Consider the following 20,530-nt stretch of genomic DNA (forward strand, 5'->3'; position numbering starts at 1 on the left):
AGGCTTTCGTTGGCAACCGCTGAACTCGCAGGCAAACATCTCGTCCTCGGCATGACGGGCGGCATCGCCTGCTACAAGATCGCCGAACTCACGCGTCTGCTGACCAAGGCAGGCGCGACCGTGCAGGTCGTCATGACCGATGCGGCCACCCAGTTCATCACCCCCATCACGATGCAGGCGCTGTCGGGCCGGCCGGTCTACACGAGCCAGTGGGACGCTCGCGTGCCGAACAACATGGCGCACATCGATCTGTCGCGCGAAGCCGATGCGATCGTGATCGCGCCGGCGTCGACCGACTTCCTCGCCAAGCTCGCGCACGGCATGGCCGACGATCTGCTGTCGACTCTGTGCATCGCGCGCGACTGCCCGCTGCTCGTCGTGCCGGCGATGAACCGGCAGATGTGGCAAAACCCGGCCACGCAGCGCAACGTCGCGCAATTGCGCGCGGACGGCATCGCCGTGCTCGGCCCCGATTCGGGCCCGCAGGCTTGCGGCGAAATCGGCGACGGCCGCATGCTCGAAGCGGCCGCGACCTACGAAGCGATCGCGTCGTTCTTCGCGCCGAAGATCCTGTCCGGCCGGCGTGTGCTCCTGACCGCCGGGCCGACCTTCGAACCGCTCGACCCGGTGCGCGGCATCACCAATCGCTCGAGCGGCAAGATGGGCTTCGCGCTCGCGCGCGCCGCGCAGCAGGCCGGCGCCGACGTGCATCTGGTCGCTGGTCCAGTCGCGCTGGAAACGCCGTGGGGCGTATTGCGCGAGGACGTGCAGACCGCGCAGCAGATGCACGACGCGGTGATGCGCGCGGTCGCCCAAGCGGACATCTTTATCGGCGTCGCGGCGGTGGCCGACTGGCGCGTCGACCACGTGAGCGATCAGAAGATCAAGAAGACCGCCGAGCGCACGCTGCCGAACTTTTCATTCGTCGAAAATCCGGACATCCTGGCCGCGGTCGCCCGGCTGCCGAAGCCGCCGTTCGCGGTCGGCTTCGCCGCCGAAAGCGACAATCTCGAAGTCCACGGCGAGGAAAAGCGCGCGCGCAAGAACGTGCCGCTGCTGATCGGCAATCTGGGGCCGCAAACGTTCGGGCTCGACGACAATGAAGTGATTCTGTTCGAAGCAGGCCGCGCGACGAAGCTGCCACGCGCCGACAAGCAGACGCTGGCGCGCGCGCTGATCGCGGAAATCGCGAAGCGTGTGCCGGCCGGCATCAGTCCGGTTGGCTGAACGAGCGAGCGGCATTGGGCCCGTGTGGCCCTGCTGCCTTTGCCCGGCTAGCCGACAGGAACCATCTGGAGCACTACTGCCATGACGCTACTCTCCGTGCTCGATCAAACACCGGTGATCGCCGGCCATTCGGTGGCGGACGCGATCGCCGCGACCATCGAACTCGCGCAGCTTGCCGACGACCTCGGCTACACGCGCTACTGGTGCGCCGAGCACCACGGCCTGCGCGGCGTGTCGAATCCCTGCCCTGAAGTGATGCTGGCGCGCCTCGGCAGCGTGACCAAACGCATTCGCATCGGCTCGGGCGGCATCATGCTGCCGTACTACAGCCCGTTCAAAGTCGCCGAGCAGTTCATGATGCTCGAGGCGCTATTTCCGAACCGCGTCGATCTCGGCGTCGGACGCGCGCCGGGCGGCGACATGCGCACCGCGCAGGCGGTCGCGGCCGGCGCTTACAATCGCGGCGAGATTTTTCCGCAGCAGGTCGCCGAGCTGCTCGGCCTCATGCACGGCGCGCTGCCCGACGATCATTTCGCGCAGGGTGTGCTGCTGCAGCCGCAAATCGATACGCGCCCGCAACTGTGGATGCTCGGCTCGAGCGAATTCGGCGGTCTGCTCGCGGCGCAGCTCGGCATCCGCTTCTCGTTCGCGCATTTCATCAACGCGCATTTCGGCAAGCAAGTCGCGCTGGCGTATCGCGAACGCTTCCAGCCTGGTAACGAGGCGTCGCAGCCGTATCTGGCGGCCGCGGTCTTCGTGATCTGCGCGGATACCGAGCAGGAAGCCGCGGACCTCGAAAAAGCCGTCGATCTACGTCGCGTGCAGATGGCGTATGGTCTGAACGAACCGATTCCGTCGATCGAGCAAGGCATCGCGCAGGAATATGGCGAGCGCGAACAGCTCGTGATCGACCGCGAAAAGCCGCGCAGCATCATCGGCACGCCTGAGCGCGTGACCGAGCGGCTCACGGATTTGCAGCAGCAGTTCCAGGCCGACGAGCTGATGGTGCTGACCGTCGCGGGCAGCTATCGCGCGCGCTTGCGCTCCTACGAACTGCTCGCCGACGCATTTCAGCTCGGCTCGAACCAGGCGGCTTGATCGCAGAGGTTTTGCCGGTCAGCCGTGTGCCCCTCCACCAAACCCACCCCCACTCTCGAACCTGAATGAAACTCGACCTGAAGATTCTCGATCAGCGCATGCGCGAACAGCTCCCCGCTTACGCGACGACCGGTAGCGCCGGCCTCGATCTGCGCGCCTGCCTCGACGAACCGCTGACGCTGAAACCCGGCGAAACTGCGCTGGTGCCGACCGGACTCGCGATCCACGTCGGCGACCCCGGTTATGCGGCGCTGATTCTGCCGCGCTCGGGTCTCGGCCATAAGCATGGGATCGTGTTAGGCAATCTGGTCGGCCTGATCGATTCCGACTACCAGGGGCAACTGATGATTTCGACGTGGAATCGCGGCGAAACGACGTTCGTGCTGAATCCGATGGAACGCCTCGCGCAACTGGTGATCGTCCCGGTCGTGCAGGCCAGGTTCAACATCGTCGATGACTTCGAGGAAAGCGTGCGCGGCGCGGGCGGGTTTGGCAGCACCGGCAAGCATTGATCGATTGCTGCGACGCGGCGGCTGCGGCGTTAAGCGCGCGCCGCGAGCAGAAGATCAGAGCATAAAAAACGGCGCGGGATAAAACCCGCGCCGTTCTGTTTTTGGCGTCTGGCCAGCTTGACTCAATGCCGGCCTGACTGACATCACTCGACTTCCACCGCCTCAGGATTCGGATTACGCGGCGCCGGATGCTCGTCGAAGGTCAACTGCACCTTGTCGTCCGCATCGACGTCGACCGTCACGCGGCCGCCGTTCATCAGCTTGCCGAACAGCAGCTCGTCGGCGAGCGCGCGACGGATCGTGTCCTGGATCAGGCGCTGCATTGGCCGCGCGCCCATCAACGGATCGAAACCGTGCTTCGCCAGATGCTTGCGCAGCGCATCGGTGAACAGCGCATCGACCTTCTTCTCGTGCAACTGATCTTCCAGCTGCATCAGGAACTTGTCGACCACGCGCATGATGATTTCCTCATCGAGCGCACGGAAGCTGATCGTCGCGTCCAGACGGTTGCGGAACTCCGGCGTGAACATGCGCTTGATGTCGACCATCTCGTCGCCCGCCTCGCGGCGATTCGTGAAGCCGATCACTGCCTTGCCCATCGCCTCGGCGCCCGCGTTCGTCGTCATGATGATGATGACGTTGCGGAAGTCCGCCTTGCGGCCGTTGTTGTCCGTCAGCGTGCCGTGGTCCATCACCTGCAGCAGCACGTTGAAGATGTCCGGATGTGCCTTCTCGATTTCGTCGAGCAGCAGCACGCAGTGCGGCTTCTTCGTGATCGCCTCGGTCAGCAGGCCACCCTGGTCGAAACCGACGTAGCCCGGCGGCGCGCCGATCAGCCGGCTCACCGCGTGACGCTCCATGTACTCCGACATGTCGAAGCGGATCAGCTCGATGCCGAGCGTGAACGCGAGCTGCTTCGCGACCTCGGTCTTGCCGACACCGGTCGGACCGGAGAACAGGAACGCGCCGATCGGCTTGTCGAGCTTGCCGAGGCCCGCTCGCGCCATCTTGATCGCCGCCGACAGCGCGTCGATGGCCGGGTCCTGGCCGAACACGACGCTCTTCAGGTCGCGGTCGAGCGTCTGCAGCTTGCTGCGATCGTCTTGCGACACGCTTTGCGCCGGCACGCGCGCGATCTTCGAGATGATTTCCTCGATCTCGTTCTTGCCGATGGTCTTCTTCTGCTTCGACTTCGGCAGAATGCGCTGCGCCGCGCCCGCTTCGTCGATCACGTCGATCGCCTTATCCGGCAAATGACGATCGGTGATGAAGCGCGCCGACAGCTCAGCCGCCGCCGACAGCGCACCCGACGAATACTTGACGCCGTGGTGCTCCTCGAAACGCGACTTCAGCCCGCGCAGGATCGCCACCGTCTGCTCGACGGTCGGCTCGGTCACGTCGACCTTCTGGAAACGACGCGACAGCGCCGCGTCCTTTTCGAAGATGCCGCGATATTCGGTGAAGGTGGTCGCGCCGATGCACTTCAGCGTGCCCGACGAGAGCGCCGGCTTCAGCAGGTTCGACGCATCCAGCGTGCCGCCGGACGCGGCGCCCGCGCCGATCAGCGTATGGATTTCGTCGATGAACAGAATGGCGTGCGGACGCTCCTTCAGTTCCTTCAGCACCGTCTTCAGACGCTGCTCGAAGTCGCCGCGGTACTTGGTGCCAGCGAGCAACGCGCCCATGTCGAGCGAATACACCTGGGCATCCGCGAGGATATCCGGCACTTCGCCGCGCGTGATGCGCCATGCGAGCCCTTCGGCGATCGCGGTCTTGCCGACACCGGCTTCGCCGACCAGCAGCGGATTGTTCTTGCGCCGGCGGCACAGCACCTGCACCACGCGCTCGACTTCCGACTCGCGCCCGATCAGCGGATCGATGCGGCCGTCCTTCGCCATCTGGTTCAGGTTCTGCGTGAACTGGGCGAGCGGCGTTTCCTTCTGCGCGGCGGCTTCGTCGGACTCGGCATTCGCGTCGCTCGCTTTCGCGGCGTCCGAACTGCTCGTCTTGGCGATGCCGTGCGAGATGAAATTGACCACGTCCAGACGCGTGACGCCCTGCTGCTGCAGGTAGTACACCGCGTGCGAATCCTTCTCGCCGAAGATCGCGACCAGCACGTTCGCGCCGGTCACTTCCTTCTTGCCGTTCGAGGTGGACTGCACATGCATGATCGCGCGCTGGATCACACGCTGGAAACCGAGCGTGGGCTGCGTGTCGACGTCGTCCGTGCCCGGCACGGTCGGCGTGTTGTCATGAATGAAGTTGCGCAGGTTCTGACGCAGATCCTCGATATTGGCCGCGCATGCGCGCAGTACCTCTGCCGCCGTCGGGTTATCCAACAGCGCGAGCAAAAGATGTTCGACCGTTATGAACTCGTGCCGTGCCTGGCGCGCTTCCATGAACGCCATATGCAGGCTGACTTCCAGTTCCTGGGCAATCATGCTTCCTCCATCACACACTGCAGCGGATGCCCGGCCTGCCGTGCGTGGGTAACGACTTGCTCGACTTTGGTCGACGCGATGTCCCGCGTATAGACCCCACAAACTCCCCTGCCCTCGCGATGCACCTTCAACATGACCTGCGTTGCGGTTTCACGATCCTTATTGAAATATTCCTGCACGATCATCACGACAAATTCCATCGGCGTGAAGTCGTCATTCAGCAGCACCACCTTGTACATGGACGGCGGCTTGAGTTTCTGCTCCTGCCGTTCCAGTACGGTGCCGTCCTGCTTGTCCGGGATAATCGCCATACACCCATTCTAAACAACTAGGACAGGCCCGCAATCCTGTCAAAACCCGGCCGCCCGGCCGATGAGCCCGTTCGCTGCCGCCCGGCTGTCACGACGCTGTCATGATCGGCGCGGCCTCTCGCGTTATCGACGGGCCGATTGCGGTGCCGGCCCCCATCCTGTCATGCACGGTGCGTGCTGCACCGCGGTCGGATCGAGTATCGCACAACCTGCCGGTACTGGCTGCGAGCGCTCGCAGCGCTGGGCGTCGGCGCCGCGGGCACAGTCAGCATGTGAGTCGATTATGCGACTTTTCAAGCCACGCCGCTTGCGCCACCGCACATACGGAAGCGGTAAAAACCCTGGAAAGCGGCCTGTTTGCAACGCGACAACGACGTCTCAAAATTTTCTTGACACTCGAATAAAGAGCCCCAACAATCAAGCTGGCACTTTTTTCACTAAGCCATAATTTCGAAAAAATGCCGATGGTGAGCTTGTGAGGAGGGGACGACTGCCTCGCGCAGTCGTGGCTTTTCGAGGGCTCGTGGTAGTGACATGAGTTACAGGGGAAGTTGGAAATGGCAACTGGTACGGTCAAATGGTTTAACGACGCCAAAGGTTTCGGATTCATCACGCCTGATGAGGGCGGTGAGGATCTGTTTGCACACTTCTCGGCCATCCAGATGAATGGGTTCAAAACCCTGAAGGAAGGTCAGAAGGTCACCTTCGAGGTCGTGCAAGGCCCGAAAGGCAAACAGGCATCGAACATTCAGACTCCTGCCTGAGGCGGCTCTGCGGCGGTTCGTTACCCGTCCTTTTTGAAACCCGGCTTCTTGCCGGGTTTCTTTTTTGCGGTGGCTTTCTGTTGCAGCGGATTTTCCCGCCGGAAAATCGCGCGAAAATCCCGGGTATAAAAATACCCCGGCCGTTTGCTGGCGCCGGGGTTTTTATGCAAACTGGATAATCCCGGCGCATCAATTACATATTTTCGATCATCACTTGCCCAAATGCGGAACACGACACCTGGGTCGCGCCTTCCATCAGACGGGCAAAATCGTAAGTCACGCGCTTTTGCAGGATCGATTTTTCCATCGATCTGATTATCAGATCCGCCGCCTCGAACCAGCCCAGGTGGCGCAGCATCATTTCCGCCGACAGGATTTCCGAGCCGGGATTCACGTAGTCCTTGCCCGCGTATTTCGGCGCCGTGCCATGAGTCGCCTCGAACATCGCAACCGAATCCGACATATTCGCGCCCGGCGCGATACCGATGCCGCCAACCTGCGCGGCGAGCGCGTCGGAGATGTAGTCGCCGTTCAGGTTCAGCGTGGCGATCACGTCGTATTCGGCCGGGCGCAGCAGGATCTGCTGCAGGAACGCGTCGGCGATCACGTCCTTCACGACGACGTCGCCGCCGGTCTTCGGATTCCTGACTTTCATCCACGGACCGCCGTCCATCAGTTCCGCGTTGAACTCTTTCTGCGCGAGCGCGTAGCCGTAGTCGCGAAACGCGCCTTCGGTGTACTTCATGATGTTGCCCTTGTGCACCAGCGTCACCGAGCGGCGTTCATTGTCGATCGCATACTGGATCGCCTTGCGCACCAGACGTTCGGTCCCTTCGCGCGACACCGGCTTGATGCCGATGCCCGACGAATCCGGGAAGCGGATCTTCTTCACGCCCATTTCTTCGCGCAGGAACCTGATGATCTTCTTCGCCTGTTCGGATTCGGCCGGCCATTCGATGCCCGCGTAAATGTCTTCCGAGTTCTCGCGGAAGATCACCATGTTGGTCTTCTCGGGCTCACGCACCGGCGACGGCACGCCCTTGAAATACTGCACCGGACGCAGGCACACGTAGAGGTCCAGTTCCTGGCGCAACGCGACGTTCAGCGAGCGGATGCCGCCGCCGACCGGCGTGGTGAGCGGCCCCTTGATCGATACGATGTATTCCTTGACCGCCTGCAACGTTTCGTCCGGCAGCCATACGTCCGGGCCGTACACCCGGGTCGCCTTCTCACCCGCGTAGATTTCCATCCAGTGGATTTTCTTCTTGCCGCCGTACGCCTTTTCGACCGCCGCATCGACGACCTTGAGCATGACCGGCGTGATGTCCAGACCGGTGCCGTCGCCTTCGATGTACGGGATGATCGGTTCGTCGGAAACGTTGAGCGAGAAGTCGGCGTTGACGGTGATCTTATCGCCACCTGCCGGAACCTTGATGTGCTGATACGGCATGATCGGACTCCAGTGAAAGCCGTGCAAAAGCTGATGGGAGACTGCGAAAGAGATACGCTCGCCACGCAATGCCGAACCGCCGCGAGCGGCCTGGCCGCTATTCTAGCCCACGCCCCAGGCACGACGCGGCCGCCGCGGGCTCCGTGCTTTCCAACATCGACGACCCCTCGACCGCGCCACGCTCCTCTATAAGATACAAGAATCTGCCTGCCGATTTATGCATTATCATCGCGCCGTACCGCTCTGCCGTCTCGCTCTCCTATGCGCCTTCTCGCCCTCAACAAGCCGTTCGGCACCATCTGTCAATTTTCGCCACATGAGACGCGCGCGTCGCTTGCAGACTGGGTCAAGGTACCCGGTGTCTATCCGGCCGGCCGCCTCGACTCGGATAGCGAAGGCCTGCTGCTGCTCACCGACGACGGCGCGCTGCAGGCGCGCATCGCGGAGCCGCGTCACAAGCTCGTCAAACGCTATTGGGCGCAAGTCGAAGGCGCGGTCGACGACGCCGCGTTGAAACAGCTCGCACGCGGCGTCGATCTCGGTGACTACGTGACACGCCCATGTCAGGCGAGCTATGTCGAACCGTCTGGCTCGCTATGGACGCGCACGCCGCCGATCCGCTATCGCGCTGCGATCCCGACCACGTGGATCGAACTGTCGATCACAGAAGGCAAGAACCGTCAGGTGCGTCGCATGACGGCCGCGGTCGGTTTTCCGACGCTGCGTCTCGTGCGCGTCGGCATCGGTGCGCTTGACATTTTTTCACTCGGACTACAACCGGGTGAGAGCGTCGAGTTGCGAGCGAACGCGCCGTGGGATGGCGTCGCCTGAACGCGAATCAGGCTGCACGTGATCACTGGAAACACGTTTCACGGCCGTGACAATCAACGCTAACTCGTTGTAGCAGCACACAAAACAATGCGTGAAACGCAAGCCCGAAATGCGTGAAACAAATGAGCTCGCGCGAGCCTGCGTGATGCAGTTCGATCGCGTGTGATGACGACAAAAATTTCCGCGCAATTCACGTCAACCGCCGTACAAGTCCACGCGTTATTCGACGCAGATGCCGCCGAAGCTATCCGGCATTCAGCCTTAAAGACCTTTGCATAAGCCGTTTTTGCGCGGCGAGTACGAAAGTCCGAACGCTAGCAGACGCGTCGAAAAATTTTGTTCGATGCGGCTGTCAACCGAAAGGTGGATGGCACGTTTACCGACATGACTCTACATTTGCCGGGTCATTTGGTTAATTAACTCAAGCTGAGGATTCACAAAATGAACAAACTGATCGCCGCTCTGGTCGCTGGCCTCTTCGCAACGGCAGCATTCGCACAAGCATCGGCACCGGAAGCAGCTTCGGCAGCTCCGGCAGCAGCCTCGTCGGCAAAGAAGACCACCAAGCACGCTCACAAGAAGTCGCACAAGAAGGCAGCAGCAGCTGCTGCAGCTTCGGCAGCTTCGGAGTAAGTTGCTTGTAAAAACGCAGTAAAGAACTAGCTTCATTGCCGTTCTTACGGCGTTGTAAGGCAGATCACCGCAAGGCGATCTGCCTTTTTGTTTTTGACACGCTCGCGTAACATGCGCGGGTCGATTTCAGCAAGGAGTCTTGTCGTGCGATTTTCCATCCGCTCGTCGGTGGCGCGTTTCGCCGTTGCCGTTGCACTGCCGCTCGCGGCGCTGTCGTTCGCCGCTACCACGGCTCCCGCCCTGGCGCAGCAGATGCCGCCGGGCGCCAAGCAGCCGGGCGAGTTTCCGCGGGTCAAGCTGACCGCTGGTATGTTCGTGATCGACGCGGCCGTCGCCGCCAATGACGCGGATCGCGAACAGGGCTTGATGTATCGCACGAAGCTCGGGCCGAACGAAGGCATGCTGTTCGTGTTCAACGAGAACGCGGGCCACTGCTTCTGGATGAAGAACACGCTGATTCCGCTGTCGATCGCGTTCATACGCGCCGACGGCACGATCACCGACATCGACGAGATGCAGGCCGAGACCACCAACAACCACTGCCCGACGCACAACGGCGTGTTCGCGCTGGAAATGCCCAAGGGCTGGTTCACGGCGAAGGGCATCAAGCCGGGCATGCAGATCCAGGGCTTGCCGCCGGTGCCGGGTATCACGCAGTAGAGCACCTCACAGCCGGGCTGCGCCCCTGCGCGGCGCCCCGCAGATGGCCACCCGAGCGTCTCCGTAAACTGCCACTGGCCAGCCCGGCCGTCCCGCCCTGCTTTCCCGCAAAAACCCGGCGCCTCAACCCGAGGCCCCGGTTTTTTTTCCGCCCGCACAGCCCCGCGCGGCCAGCCTTCGCGCCGGCTGGCAGGATTCATGCAAAAGACCCATCGAAGCGCTATCCTTGTAATCTCGATTTGGTAACGCCACATAAAGCACCACCCAGACTCCCCGGGCGGCTTACGCGGTCGCCCGGCATGCGTTTCAGGCGCGCCATTACAAGGAGATTCACGTGCCCCGCAAGACTCCAATCGAGCGCTACCGGAATATCGGCATCAGCGCTCACATCGATGCCGGCAAAACCACCACCACCGAACGGATCCTGTTCTACACCGGCGTGACCCACAAGATCGGCGAGGTTCACGACGGTGCGGCGACGATGGACTGGATGGAACAGGAGCAGGAGCGCGGCATCACGATCACGTCGGCGGCCACGACCGCGTTCTGGAAAGGCATGGCCGGCAACTACCCCGAGCATCGGATCAACATCATCGACACCCCCGGGCACGTCGACTTCACGATCGAAGTCGAGCGCTCGATGCGCGTGCTCGACGGCGCGTGCATGGTGTACGACTCGGTCGGCGGCGTGCAGCCGCAATCGGAAACCGTGTGGCGCCAGGCAAACAAGTACAAGGTGCCGCGCATCGCGTTCGTCAACAAGATGGACCGCGTCGGCGCGGACTTCTTCCGCGTGCAGCGGCAGATCGGCGAACGCCTGAAGGGCGTCGCCGTGCCGATCCAGATTCCAATCGGCGCGGAAGAGCACTTCCAGGGCGTGGTCGACCTCGTCAAGATGAAGGCGATCTACTGGGACGACGCGAGCCAGGGCATCAAGTTCGAGTATCGCGACATTCCGGCTGAACTCGCCGCAACGGCGAAGGAATGGCACGACAAGATGGTCGAGGCCGCGGCCGAGGCGAACGAGACGCTGCTCGAAAAGTACCTGGGCGGCGAGCATCACCTCAGCGAAGAAGAAATCAAGCAGGGCATTCGCGCGCGCACGATCGCCAACGAGATCGTGCCGATGCTGTGCGGCAGCGCGTTCAAGAACAAGGGCGTGCAGGCGATGCTCGACGCGGTGATCGACTATCTGCCGTCGCCGGTCGACGTGCCCGCGATCACCGGTCACGACGAGCACGACAAGGAGATCGAGCGTCATCCGAACGACGACGATCCGTTCTCGGCGCTCGCCTTCAAGATCATGACCGACCCGTTCGTCGGCCAGTTGATCTTCTTCCGCGTGTACTCGGGCGTCGTCAATTCGGGCGACACGGTCTACAACGCGGCCAAGGAAAAGAAGGAGCGCCTCGGCCGCATCCTGCAGATGCATGCGAACGAGCGCAAGGAAATCAAGGAGGTCTACGCGGGCGACATCGCCGCGGCCGTCGGCCTGAAGGAAGCGACTACCGGCGACACGCTGTGCGATCCTAATCATGTGATCATCCTCGAAAGGATGATCTTCCCGGACCCGGTGATCTCGCAGGCCGTCGAGCCGAAGACCAAGGCCGATCAGGAGAAGATGGGCATCGCGCTGAATCGTCTCGCGCAGGAAGATCCATCGTTCCGCGTGCAGACCGATGAGGAATCCGGACAGACGATCATCTCCGGCATGGGCGAGCTGCACCTGGAAATTCTGGTCGACCGGATGAAGCGCGAGTTCGGCGTCGAAGCAACTGTCGGCAAGCCGCAGGTCGCCTATCGCGAAACGGTGCGCAACAAGGTAGAGGACGTCGAAGGCAAGTTCGTCAAGCAGTCGGGCGGCCGCGGCCAGTACGGCCACGCGGTGATCGCGCTCGAACCTTCCGAACAGGGCAAAGGCTACGAGTTCGTCGACGCGATCAAGGGCGGCGTGATCCCACGCGAATTCATCCCGGCGGTCGACAAGGGCATCCAGGAGACGCTGAAAGCCGGCGTGCTGGCGGGCTATCCGGTCGTCGACGTGAAGGTCACGCTGACCTTCGGTTCGTACCACGACGTCGACTCGAACGAAAACGCGTTCCGCATGGCTGGCTCGATGGCCTTCAAGGAAGCGATGCGCAAGGCGAAGCCCATACTGCTCGAACCGATGATGGCCGTCGAGGTGGAAACGCCCGAGGACTTCATGGGCAACGTGATGGGCGACCTGTCGAGCCGGCGCGGCATGGTGCAAGGCATGGAAGACATCGCGGGCGGCGGCGGCAAGCTGGTGCGTGCGGAGGTGCCGCTCGCCGAGATGTTCGGCTACTCGACGTCGCTGCGCTCGGCCACTCAGGGCCGCGCGACTTATACGATGGAGTTCAAGCATTACGCCGAAACGCCGAGCAACGTCGCCGAGGCCGTGATCAACGCGAAGAAGCAATGACGCTGACGCGGCACCGCCGAGTGTCTTGAGTCGAAGCCCGCTCCTTGTGAGCGGGCTTTTTTTCGTGGCGCCCTTGCCATCATCACGCCACGCAGCCGTTTTTTGAACGTGCCAGAATGTCGAACAGGTACGCGGCACGCAAGCCAAGGAGGGGACACGATGAGCCAGGATCACGAACATCCGCATTACCGGACCGAGCACGAGACCGCCGAAACCGGCGGGCAGATCGACTGGCGCGAGCACGGCGTGAAGGTCATCCGCGGCGATCAGCTCGATACCAACACCGCGCAAACGCCGGGCATGAACCGCGCGGCTGCGATCAACGCGGCGCGCGTCGGCGCGCAAAAGATCTGGGCCGGCACCGTGACGATCCATCCGAACGCGAAGACCGGCGCGCATCATCACGGCGCGCTCGAAAGCGTGATCTACGTGGTGCGCGGCCAGGCGCGCATGCGCTGGGGCGAGCATCTGGAGTTCACCGCCGAGGCCGGTCCTGGCGACTTCATCTTCGTGCCGCCCTACGTGCCGCATCAGGAGATCAACGCGAGCACCGACGAGCCGCTCGAATGCGTGCTCGTACGCAGCGACAACGAAGCGGTCGTCGTCAATCTGAACATCGATGCTGTCGAGCAGCCGGAAACGGTCTACTGGGTCGATCCGATCCACAAGCATCCGCACGATCACTGAGTCGCTCATTTGCCTGCTCATTCACCTGCTGACTGATCCGCCCGCGCCACATGACGCCTACCGCTTCGCTGCGCCGTCGCCTCGTCACGCTCTACGCGGCGCTGATCGCCGCCAACCTCGGCACCTGGCTGTGGGCGCTGATCGCGTTTCGCCACTTCCCGCTGCTGCTCGGCACCGCGCTGCTCGCGTATGGCTTCGGTCTGCGTCATGCGGTCGACGCCGACCACATCGCGGCGATCGACGCGGTCACGCGCAAGCTGATGCAAACGGGCAAGCGGCCGCTCGGCATCGGGCTCGCGTTTTCGCTCGGACACTCGACCATCGTGATCGCGGCGACGATCGGCATCGCGTGGACCACGCATTCGCTGCACGGGCGCTTCGAGAGCCTCAAGGAACTCGGCGGCACGCTCGGCACGCTGGTTTCGGCGACGTTCCTGCTGGTGCTCGCGGCGGTCAATCTCGTGATCCTGCGCGATGTGTGGCGTCGCTACCGGCACGCGCAACACGATGGCGCCGTGGCGACCGCGCCAACCGATTCGCTCGCCCCAGCCGGGCTGCTGTCGCGTGCGTTACGGCCGCTGTTCCGGCTGGTGACCAAAAGCTGGCACATGTACCCGGTCGGCGTGCTGTTCGGGCTCGGCTTCGATACCGCGACCGAGATCGGCCTGCTCGCGATCGCCGCGTCGCAGGCGAGCACCGGTCTGCCGCTCTACTCGATCCTCGTGTTCCCCGGGCTCTTCACGGCCGGCATGACGCTCGTCGATTCGACCGATAACGTGCTGATGGTGCACGCATACGGCTGGGCGATGGATGACCCGAAGCGCAAGCTGTACTACAACGCGAGCATCACGTTCGTGTCGGCGGTGGTCGCGATCGTGATCGGCGGCATCGAGGCGTTGGGACTACTGTCGGACCGCTTCGGCTGGAGCGGCGGCATGTTGGATGCGATCGCCCGCATCAACGATCACTTTGGCGCGCTCGGCTATGCGATCGTCGCGGCCTTCATGGCGTGCTGGATCGGCTCGGTCCTGTTTCATCGCTGGAGACGGCCAACCGCGGCGACAGGCGCGGCAACAAGCGCGGCGCCCAAATGACTCGTTCCGGTATAACTCACTCGACCCATGCGAGGCGATCGGTAAGGATTCCGGCGCGATGCCGTCATTCTGTCCGCTACGGCGCGCACCGCTCGCAAGCATGCATCGCGCAAGCGTTGCGACGACGACACACCGCGCGCCGTTTATCGCCCGATCGGCTGGCGCGGTGCGCCGCCGGCGCGCCAGAGCCGCGAGCAATCGCTTACACTGAGACGGCTTTTCTCGCGCTGTCGCGCCGCTCGCGCGACGCTTCGGAACCGGCAACAGAACGGACTGGACACGCCATCGATGAAAACGCCAGCGGACCGCCTTCTCGCATCTGACGCACTAAACACAGCCCGCCTCACCGCCGACGCCTACGGCAACCACGCCCTCGACGAATTCCTCGCCGGCCGCATCACGCGCCGCGAACTGCTGCGCTACGCGAGCGTGATCGGTCTTTCGGTCGCGGGCGGCGGCTTGCTCGGCGCGCCGCGAGCGAGGGCGCAAGGTGCGCCGGCCCCGTCGAACCAGACGATCCGCGTCGCGCATCTGACGCCGGCGGGCGCCGTCGATCCACTGACGGTCACCGACGCCGCGAGCCTCGCGCTGCTGAACCAGACCGGCGAATTCCTGATCGACGACGACGGCGAGAAGCTGATGCTCAGACCCGCGCTCGCGCTGTCGTGGAAGCCGAACGACAAGGGCGACGTGTGGACGTTCAGGCTGCGCCCCAACGTGAAATTCCACGACGGCCAGAGCTTCGGCGCGAAAGACGTGGTCGCCACCTTCGACCGTCTCGCCGATCCCGCGAGCGGCTCGGCCGCGTTGTCGGTATTGAAGGGCGTGCTGTCGAAAGGCGGTGCGAAGGTCGTCGACGAACACACGGTCGAGTTTCATCTCGACGCACCGATCGGCAATTTCCCCTACTACGTTTCCTCGGATAATTACAACGCGGTGATCCTGCCCGCGAACTTCGCGGGCAACTACGAAAAGAGCTTCATCGGCACCGGCCCGTTCAAACTCGAAAAGTATCAGCCGAAGGTCGGCGCGTCGTTCGTGCGCAATCCCGACTACTGGGGCGACAAAGCGTTACCGCAACGGGTACAGTTTTCGTTCTATGCGGACGAACAGGCGCAACTGCTCGCGCTGCAAGGCCACCAGGCCGACGTGATGGGCACCTTCACCGTGCAGGGCGGCGCGGCCATTCTGAACAATCCGGACTACAAGGCAGTGGGCGTGAAGTCGAGCGCGCATCGGCAGATCCATATGCGCAACGACAGCCCGCTCTTCAAGGACAAACGCGTGCGCCAGGCGCTCGCGTTGTCGCTCGATCGCGACGTGCTCGTGCGTGGTCTCTTCAAGGGTCGCGCGCAACTCGGCAACGACAGCCCGTTCGCGCCGGTGTTTCCGTCGTCGGACGCAGGCGTGCCGCAACGCAAGATCGATGTCGCGAAGGCGAAGCAGCTGCTCGCGCAAGCCGGCGTGCCGAACGGTTTCGATGTCACGCTGACCACCGAAAAATACATGGAGATCCCCGACCTCGCGGTCGTCGTGCAGAACGCCGCGAAGGCGATCGGCGTGCGCATCAACCTGAAGGTCGAGAGCCAGTCGCTGTACTACGGCGCGGGCACGCCGGGCAAATCCGACTGGCTCGACTCGCCGCTCGGCATCACCGACTACGGTCATCGCGGCGTGCCGAACGTGTTCCTCAACGCGACGCTCACGAGCAACGGCACGTGGAATGCTGCGCACTTCAAGAATCCGCAATACGATCAACTGGTCGCGCAGTTCGTCGCGGCGATCGACCTCGCCACGCAGAAGAAACTCTCCGGACAGATCCAGACGCTGCTGCTCGACGAAACGCCGCTGATCATCCCGTTCTTCTACGATCAGCTGATCGCGATGCGCAAGGGCGTGAACGGCGTGCGCTTCACCGCGCTCGCGCAGCTGTATTTCGATCGCGCGACGCTGAGCGCGTAAGTACCGCGCTGCTCAACGCACCTTTCGCAGGAGAACTCACGATGTCGGCTCCGGCGCCCTCTCCCGCCTCGAACGCATCGCGTTTACCGCGTGCGACGAACGGCAACGCAGGCCGCGTCGCGCGTTTTCTGGCGACGCGCGTGGGTCTGTCGCTGATCACGCTGTGGCTGCTGTCGGTGATCGTGTTCGCGGGCGGCCAGTTGCTGCCCGGCGATATCGGCCGCGCGGTGCTCGGGCCGCTCGCCGATGCGCGCGCGGTCGCCGCGCTCAATCATCAGCTCGGCGCCGACCGGCCGCTGCTCACGCAATACATCGACTGGATCACGCATTTCGTGCGCGGCAACATGGGGCTGTCGTACGCGTATCGCGAACCGGTCGGGCCGTTCATCGCCGATGCGCTAGCGCATTCGGCGAAGCTCGGCCTCTTCGCGTTCATCGTCGTCGTGCCGCTCGGGATTGCGGGCGGCGTGTGGTCTGCGATGCATGCGGGGCGCTGGCTCGATCGCACGATCAGCATTGCCGGTTTGTCGGCGACCGTGGTGCCGGAGTTCGTGTCGTCGATTGTGCTGATCCTCGTGTTCGGCGTGTGGCTGCGCTGGCTGCCGATCGAGGCCTCGTTTCCGCCCGATGCAAGCGTGCTCGAACAGCTGCGGCATCTGGTGCTGCCGGTGCTGCCGCTCGTCTTCGTATTCTTCGGCTATATCGCGCGGATGGCGCGCGCGGGCACCGTCGAAGCGCTCGACGCCGACTACACGCGCACCGCGATCCTCAAGGGCCTGCCGCGCCACGTCGTGATCTGGCGGCACGTGCTGCGCAACGCGCTGCTGCCGACGATCACCGTCGCCGCCACCCAGCTCGGCTACATGATCGGCGGACTCGTGGTGGTCGAAACGCTGTTCCACTACCAGGGGATCGGCTCGCTGATCTACAACGCCGCCAAGGCGAAGGACTTTCCGATGCTCGAAGCGGGCGTGCTGACGATCGGCGTCGTCTATACGCTCGCGAATCTGGTCGCCGATGCGCTGCACGTGCTGCTCAATCCGCGGCTGCGGGTGAGGACCGCGGAATGAATCCGAGCGCGCCACCGGCTCCTTCGACGCCACCAGCGCCGCCCACGCCGGGCGCACCGGGCTCCGCGCCGCGCGCGCCCGCCGAGCCACGCTTCCCGCGCCTCCTGCTGCTTCTGAGTTCGCCGACCTTCATCGTGGGCGCGCTGATCGTAGCGTGGTGGATCGTCTGCGCGATCGCCGGGCCCTGGTTCGTGCATCTCGATCCGTACGCGTCCGATCCGCTCAATTCGCTCACGCCGCCCGATCGCACGCACTGGTTCGGCACTGATCAGCTCGGCCGCGACGTATTCTCACGCGTGATCGTCGGCGCGCGCGACATCCTGACCATCGCGCCGCTCGCGACGCTGCTCGGCACCGCGGCGGGCACCGCGCTCGGCCTGCTGGTCGGCTACTTCGACGGGTGGGTCGACGACGTGATCGGCCGCGTGATCGACGCGGTGCTCGCGCTGCCGCTCGTGATCATCGCGCTGCTCGCGCTCGCCGCGGTCGGCGCATCGAATCTCACGGTGATTCTCGTGATCGGCCTCACCTTCACGCCGATCACCGCGCGCACCGTGCGCGCCGCCGTATTCGCCGAGCGCCATCTCGACTACGTGGCCGCCGCGCAGCTGCGCGGCGAGCGCGCCCCGTACATCATGTTCGTGGAGATCCTGCCCAACGTGCTGCCGCCGATCGTCGTCGAAGCAACGGTGCGGCTCGGCTATGCGATCTTCGCGGTCGCGACGCTGTCGTTTCTCGGCTTCGGCATCCAGCCGCCGTCGGCCGACTGGGGGCTCGCGCTGTCCGAGTCGTACACGCTGATGGCGGGCGGCGCGTGGTGGACCGTCGTGTTCGCGGCGGGCGCGATCGCGTCGCTGGTGGTCGGCGTCAATCTGATCGCCGACAGCGTGCAGGGAGTGCTCGACCGATGAACGGCGCGCCGCCCTCCTCGTTCGCCGCGTTCGACGTGTCGAAGAGCGATCGCACCGATGCGCTGACCGTGGTCGGCCTGACGGTCACCTACCGGATTCGCGGACGCGATCGCGAAGTGCTGCAGGACGTGTCGTTTCGCGTGCGGCGCGGCGAGGCGTATGGGCTCGTCGGCGAATCGGGCTGCGGCAAGTCGACCGTCGCGATGGCGACGCTGCGCTACCTGCCACGCAACGGCAAGGTGAAGGCCGGCAAGATCGTGATCGCCGGCGCGGACGTGCAGAAGCTCGGCGCCGATGCGCTGCGCAGCATGCGGGCGACGACCGTCTCGATGGTCTATCAGGACCCTGGGCGCGCGCTGAACCCGTCGCTGACGATTGCCCGCCAGATATCCGAAGCATTCGAGGCGGCCGGCGTCGCACGCGACGAAGCGTTGCATCGCACGCTCGAGATGTTGCAGCGCGTGCGTATCGCGGCGCCCGAGCGCGTGATGGACAGCTATCCTCATCAACTGTCGGGGGGCATGCAGCAGCGCGTCGTGATCGCGATGGCGCTCGCGTCGAACCCCGCGCTGCTGATTCTTGACGAACCGACCACCGGCCTCGACGCGACCGTCGAAGCGGAAGTGCTCGACCTCGTCGCGCAGTTGCGCGAGGAGCTCGGCACCGCGGTGCTGTTCATCAGCCACAACCTCGCCGTGATCGGCCGCATGTGCGAACGCATCGGCGTGCTGTACGCGGGCAAGCTGGTCGAGGAAGGCGCGACCCAGGACGTGTTCGCGCGGCCGCGTCATCCATACACGGTCGGATTGCTGCGCTGCCTGCCGAGCGCCGGACGCAGCAAGGACCGCGAACGGCTCGATACGATCGCGGGCGGCCTGCCGCTGCCGGGCTCGGTCACGCAGGGCTGCATCTATGCGCAACGCTGCCGTCTCGCCGACGAACGCTGCCGCCGCGACGCGCCGCCGCCCTATCGGCTCGGCGCACCGCATGGGGATCAGATGGCGCGCTGCCACTATCACGAGCGCGCGATCGAGTTGCCGCGGGCGGCACCGAGCGAGGAGCCGGTGGCGGCCGCATCATCCAACGCGGCGGCGCGCGCGTCCTCTGCGCCGGTCTTGCGCGCTCGCAACCTGTCGAAAACATTCCACGTATCCGGTGCGCCGCTGCGCGCGGTCGACGACGTGTCGCTCGAACTCGCGAGCGGCGAGACGCTCGGCCTCGTCGGCGAGTCGGGCAGCGGCAAGACGACGCTCGCGCGGATGATGCTCGGCCTGCTCGCACCCGATGCCGGCGGCGTACTCGAACTCGACGGCGCACCGCTCGCCGCGCGCGTCACGCGACGCAGCGACGAGCAGCTGAAGTCGCTGCAGATTGTGTTCCAGAATCCGGACTCGGCGCTCAATCGCGCGCATTCGGTCAAGCGGCTGATCGGTCGTGCGCTCGCGCGCTTCACCGCGCTGCGCGGACCCCAGATCGACGAAAGGCTCGGCACGCTGACGGACGCCGTGCGGCTGCCCGAGCGCTATCTCGACGCACGTTCGCGCCAGCTATCAGGTGGGCTCAAGCAGCGCGTCGCGATTGCGCGCGCGTTTGCCGGCGAACCACGCGTCGTCGTGTGCGATGAGCCGACTTCGTCGCTCGACGTGTCGGTGCAGGCCGCGATCCTGAACCTGCTCGCCGATCTGCAGCGCGAGCGCGGCGTCAGCTACGTGTTCATCTCGCACGATCTGCACGTGGTGCGCTATGTGTCGGATCGCATCGCGGTGCTCTATCTCGGCCGGCTCCTCGAAATCGGCCCGGCGGCGGCCGTGTTCGATGGACCGCAGCATCCCTATACGGAGGCGCTGTTGTCCGCCGTGCCGACGCTGCCGGGCGAACGCGCGTCCGGCGAGGAACATCGACGTGCGCGCATCCATCTGACGGGCGAGTTGCCCGGGGCCGGCGCGATGCCGTCGGGCTGCGTGTTTCACACGCGCTGTCCGCGCAAGCTCGGCGCGATCTGCGAGCAGCAGGACCCGCCGTTCCTCGACGCCGGCGGCGCCGCCGACTCGCCTTCCGCGCATCGGATTCGCTGCCATATTCCGGTCGCCACGCTGCGCGAGCTGCAATGCGAGCAGCGCGACGACGACGCGGGCAACCCGACGAACGGCGCCGATTCCGACGACGCGTCGGAAAACGCCAGCTAGCGTCGACTCGGCTCTCATCGACGTCGCGTGACGCGGCGCCACCCAGTACAGCGTCCCCTTTACGAATCCCGCGTCGGAACACGCTTTTGTGTCCGCGCGTTTCATCGTCGCAACGTTTTCAGGCGTTTTTCCGGCGTGCGCATCGTACATCCCTAAGTCGCCCGCGTCGCTTCAAGGCTCTGCGACGCGTGGCATGGATATCGCTAAATTTGCGGCCAGAGATTCGAAGCCAAACCGGGCGCGCAACGCC

The 20,530-nt window shown here is 64.1% G+C and carries 18 protein-coding genes; 14 read left to right on the top strand and 4 right to left on the bottom strand.

Features of this window, described 5'->3' with window-relative positions; all coding sequences use genetic code 11:
• The first annotated feature begins 9 nt into the window (after nucleotides 1–9).
• From coaBC to dut, 3 genes are all read left to right on the top strand, one after another.
• Nucleotides 10–1,227, top strand: a complete 1,218-nt coding sequence (gene coaBC / locus AB3X94_RS30165) for a bifunctional phosphopantothenoylcysteine decarboxylase/phosphopantothenate--cysteine ligase CoaBC (RefSeq protein ID WP_368613497.1) — start codon at nucleotides 10–12, stop codon at nucleotides 1,225–1,227.
• Nucleotides 1,228–1,308: 81 nt separating this feature from the next.
• On the top strand, nucleotides 1,309–2,325 hold the full coding sequence (locus AB3X94_RS30170; protein ID WP_368613498.1) for an LLM class flavin-dependent oxidoreductase: 1,017 nt from the start codon (nucleotides 1,309–1,311) through the stop codon (nucleotides 2,323–2,325).
• Nucleotides 2,326–2,390: 65 nt separating this feature from the next.
• Nucleotides 2,391–2,837 carry a dUTP diphosphatase gene (gene dut / locus AB3X94_RS30175; RefSeq protein ID WP_176105240.1) on the top strand — a complete coding sequence of 149 codons (447 nt, stop codon included), beginning with the start codon at nucleotides 2,391–2,393 and terminating at the stop codon, nucleotides 2,835–2,837.
• Between the two features lie 143 nt (nucleotides 2,838–2,980).
• Here the strand turns inward: dut and clpA are convergent, their stop codons facing one another.
• A complete protein-coding gene (clpA, locus tag AB3X94_RS30180) occupies nucleotides 2,981–5,278 on the bottom strand; it encodes an ATP-dependent Clp protease ATP-binding subunit ClpA (protein ID WP_176105239.1) in 2,298 nt (765 codons plus the stop codon).
• Nucleotides 5,275–5,589, bottom strand: a complete 315-nt coding sequence (clpS, locus tag AB3X94_RS30185; RefSeq protein WP_008919570.1) for an ATP-dependent Clp protease adapter ClpS — start codon at nucleotides 5,587–5,589, stop codon at nucleotides 5,275–5,277. The genes clpA and clpS overlap by 4 nt, the downstream gene beginning before the upstream one ends.
• A gap of 557 nt (nucleotides 5,590–6,146) precedes the next feature.
• Between clpS and cspD the strand changes: the two genes are divergently transcribed.
• On the top strand, nucleotides 6,147–6,353 hold the full coding sequence (gene cspD / locus AB3X94_RS30190) for a cold shock domain-containing protein CspD (protein ID WP_176105238.1): 207 nt from the start codon (nucleotides 6,147–6,149) through the stop codon (nucleotides 6,351–6,353).
• A gap of 20 nt (nucleotides 6,354–6,373) precedes the next feature.
• On the opposite strand, the gene AB3X94_RS30195 is transcribed toward cspD, so the two are convergent.
• The gene (locus AB3X94_RS30195; RefSeq protein ID WP_368613556.1) at nucleotides 6,374–6,586 is read right to left on the bottom strand and encodes a hypothetical protein; all 213 of its coding nucleotides are present in this window, start codon (nucleotides 6,584–6,586) and stop codon (nucleotides 6,374–6,376) included.
• On the bottom strand, nucleotides 6,547–7,803 hold the full coding sequence (gene icd, locus AB3X94_RS30200) for an NADP-dependent isocitrate dehydrogenase (RefSeq protein ID WP_176105236.1): 1,257 nt from the start codon (nucleotides 7,801–7,803) through the stop codon (nucleotides 6,547–6,549). Before icd ends, AB3X94_RS30195 begins: the two co-directional genes overlap by 40 nt.
• A 261-nt stretch (nucleotides 7,804–8,064) precedes the next feature.
• On the opposite strand from icd, the gene AB3X94_RS30205 reads away from it, so the two are divergent.
• The 10 genes from AB3X94_RS30205 (at nucleotide 8,065) to AB3X94_RS30250 (ending at nucleotide 20,280) form a co-directional block, all read left to right on the top strand.
• On the top strand, nucleotides 8,065–8,634 hold the full coding sequence (locus AB3X94_RS30205) for a pseudouridine synthase (protein WP_176105235.1): 570 nt from the start codon (nucleotides 8,065–8,067) through the stop codon (nucleotides 8,632–8,634).
• A 441-nt stretch (nucleotides 8,635–9,075) separates the two neighbouring features.
• Nucleotides 9,076–9,267 carry a hypothetical protein gene (locus AB3X94_RS30210; protein ID WP_121315523.1) on the top strand — a complete coding sequence of 64 codons (192 nt, stop codon included), beginning with the start codon at nucleotides 9,076–9,078 and terminating at the stop codon, nucleotides 9,265–9,267.
• 144 nt (nucleotides 9,268–9,411) lie between these two features.
• Nucleotides 9,412–9,927: a DUF192 domain-containing protein gene (locus AB3X94_RS30215; RefSeq protein ID WP_176105234.1), complete on the top strand. Its 516-nt coding sequence runs from the start codon at nucleotides 9,412–9,414 to the stop codon at nucleotides 9,925–9,927.
• 334 nt (nucleotides 9,928–10,261) lie between these two features.
• Complete coding sequence (fusA, locus tag AB3X94_RS30220) at nucleotides 10,262–12,370, top strand: elongation factor G (RefSeq protein WP_176105233.1); 2,109 nt, start codon at nucleotides 10,262–10,264, stop codon at nucleotides 12,368–12,370.
• Between the two features lie 159 nt (nucleotides 12,371–12,529).
• Entirely contained in the window at nucleotides 12,530–13,057 is a 528-nt protein-coding gene (locus AB3X94_RS30225; RefSeq protein ID WP_368613499.1) for a cupin domain-containing protein, read from the top strand.
• Nucleotides 13,058–13,107: 50 nt separating this feature from the next.
• Nucleotides 13,108–14,151 (top strand): HoxN/HupN/NixA family nickel/cobalt transporter, encoded by a 1,044-nt coding sequence (locus AB3X94_RS30230; protein WP_368613500.1) that lies wholly within the window; start codon nucleotides 13,108–13,110, stop codon nucleotides 14,149–14,151.
• Nucleotides 14,152–14,439: 288 nt separating this feature from the next.
• A complete protein-coding gene (locus tag AB3X94_RS30235) occupies nucleotides 14,440–16,113 on the top strand; it encodes an ABC transporter substrate-binding protein (RefSeq protein ID WP_368613501.1) in 1,674 nt (557 codons plus the stop codon).
• Between the two features lie 41 nt (nucleotides 16,114–16,154).
• On the top strand, nucleotides 16,155–17,183 hold the full coding sequence (locus AB3X94_RS30240) for an ABC transporter permease (RefSeq protein ID WP_368613502.1): 1,029 nt from the start codon (nucleotides 16,155–16,157) through the stop codon (nucleotides 17,181–17,183).
• The gene (locus AB3X94_RS30245) at nucleotides 17,180–18,094 is read left to right on the top strand and encodes an ABC transporter permease (protein WP_176105228.1); all 915 of its coding nucleotides are present in this window, start codon (nucleotides 17,180–17,182) and stop codon (nucleotides 18,092–18,094) included. Before AB3X94_RS30240 ends, AB3X94_RS30245 begins: the two co-directional genes overlap by 4 nt.
• The gene (locus AB3X94_RS30250; protein ID WP_368613503.1) at nucleotides 18,091–20,280 is read left to right on the top strand and encodes an ABC transporter ATP-binding protein; all 2,190 of its coding nucleotides are present in this window, start codon (nucleotides 18,091–18,093) and stop codon (nucleotides 20,278–20,280) included. Before AB3X94_RS30245 ends, AB3X94_RS30250 begins: the two co-directional genes overlap by 4 nt.
• Nucleotides 20,281–20,530 lie beyond the last annotated feature (250 nt).

This window comes from Paraburkholderia sp. BR10923, assembly GCF_040948765.1.
Taxonomy (GTDB): Bacteria; Pseudomonadota; Gammaproteobacteria; order Burkholderiales; family Burkholderiaceae; genus Paraburkholderia; species Paraburkholderia youngii.

Coding starts and splice junctions, on each gene's coding strand:
- AB3X94_RS30170 (WP_368613498.1), top strand. CDS start 1,309: ATGACGCTACTCTCCGTGCTCGATCAAACACCGGTGATCGCCGGCCAT.
- dut (WP_176105240.1), top strand. CDS start 2,391: ATGAAACTCGACCTGAAGATTCTCGATCAGCGCATGCGCGAACAGCTC.
- clpA (WP_176105239.1), bottom strand. CDS start 5,278: ATGATTGCCCAGGAACTGGAAGTCAGCCTGCATATGGCGTTCATGGAA.
- clpS (WP_008919570.1), bottom strand. CDS start 5,589: ATGGCGATTATCCCGGACAAGCAGGACGGCACCGTACTGGAACGGCAG.
- cspD (WP_176105238.1), top strand. CDS start 6,147: ATGGCAACTGGTACGGTCAAATGGTTTAACGACGCCAAAGGTTTCGGA.
- icd (WP_176105236.1), bottom strand. CDS start 7,803: ATGCCGTATCAGCACATCAAGGTTCCGGCAGGTGGCGATAAGATCACC.
- AB3X94_RS30205 (WP_176105235.1), top strand. CDS start 8,065: ATGCGCCTTCTCGCCCTCAACAAGCCGTTCGGCACCATCTGTCAATTT.
- AB3X94_RS30210 (WP_121315523.1), top strand. CDS start 9,076: ATGAACAAACTGATCGCCGCTCTGGTCGCTGGCCTCTTCGCAACGGCA.
- AB3X94_RS30225 (WP_368613499.1), top strand. CDS start 12,530: ATGAGCCAGGATCACGAACATCCGCATTACCGGACCGAGCACGAGACC.
- AB3X94_RS30230 (WP_368613500.1), top strand. CDS start 13,108: ATGACGCCTACCGCTTCGCTGCGCCGTCGCCTCGTCACGCTCTACGCG.
- AB3X94_RS30235 (WP_368613501.1), top strand. CDS start 14,440: ATGAAAACGCCAGCGGACCGCCTTCTCGCATCTGACGCACTAAACACA.
- AB3X94_RS30240 (WP_368613502.1), top strand. CDS start 16,155: ATGTCGGCTCCGGCGCCCTCTCCCGCCTCGAACGCATCGCGTTTACCG.
- AB3X94_RS30245 (WP_176105228.1), top strand. CDS start 17,180: ATGAATCCGAGCGCGCCACCGGCTCCTTCGACGCCACCAGCGCCGCCC.
- AB3X94_RS30250 (WP_368613503.1), top strand. CDS start 18,091: ATGAACGGCGCGCCGCCCTCCTCGTTCGCCGCGTTCGACGTGTCGAAG.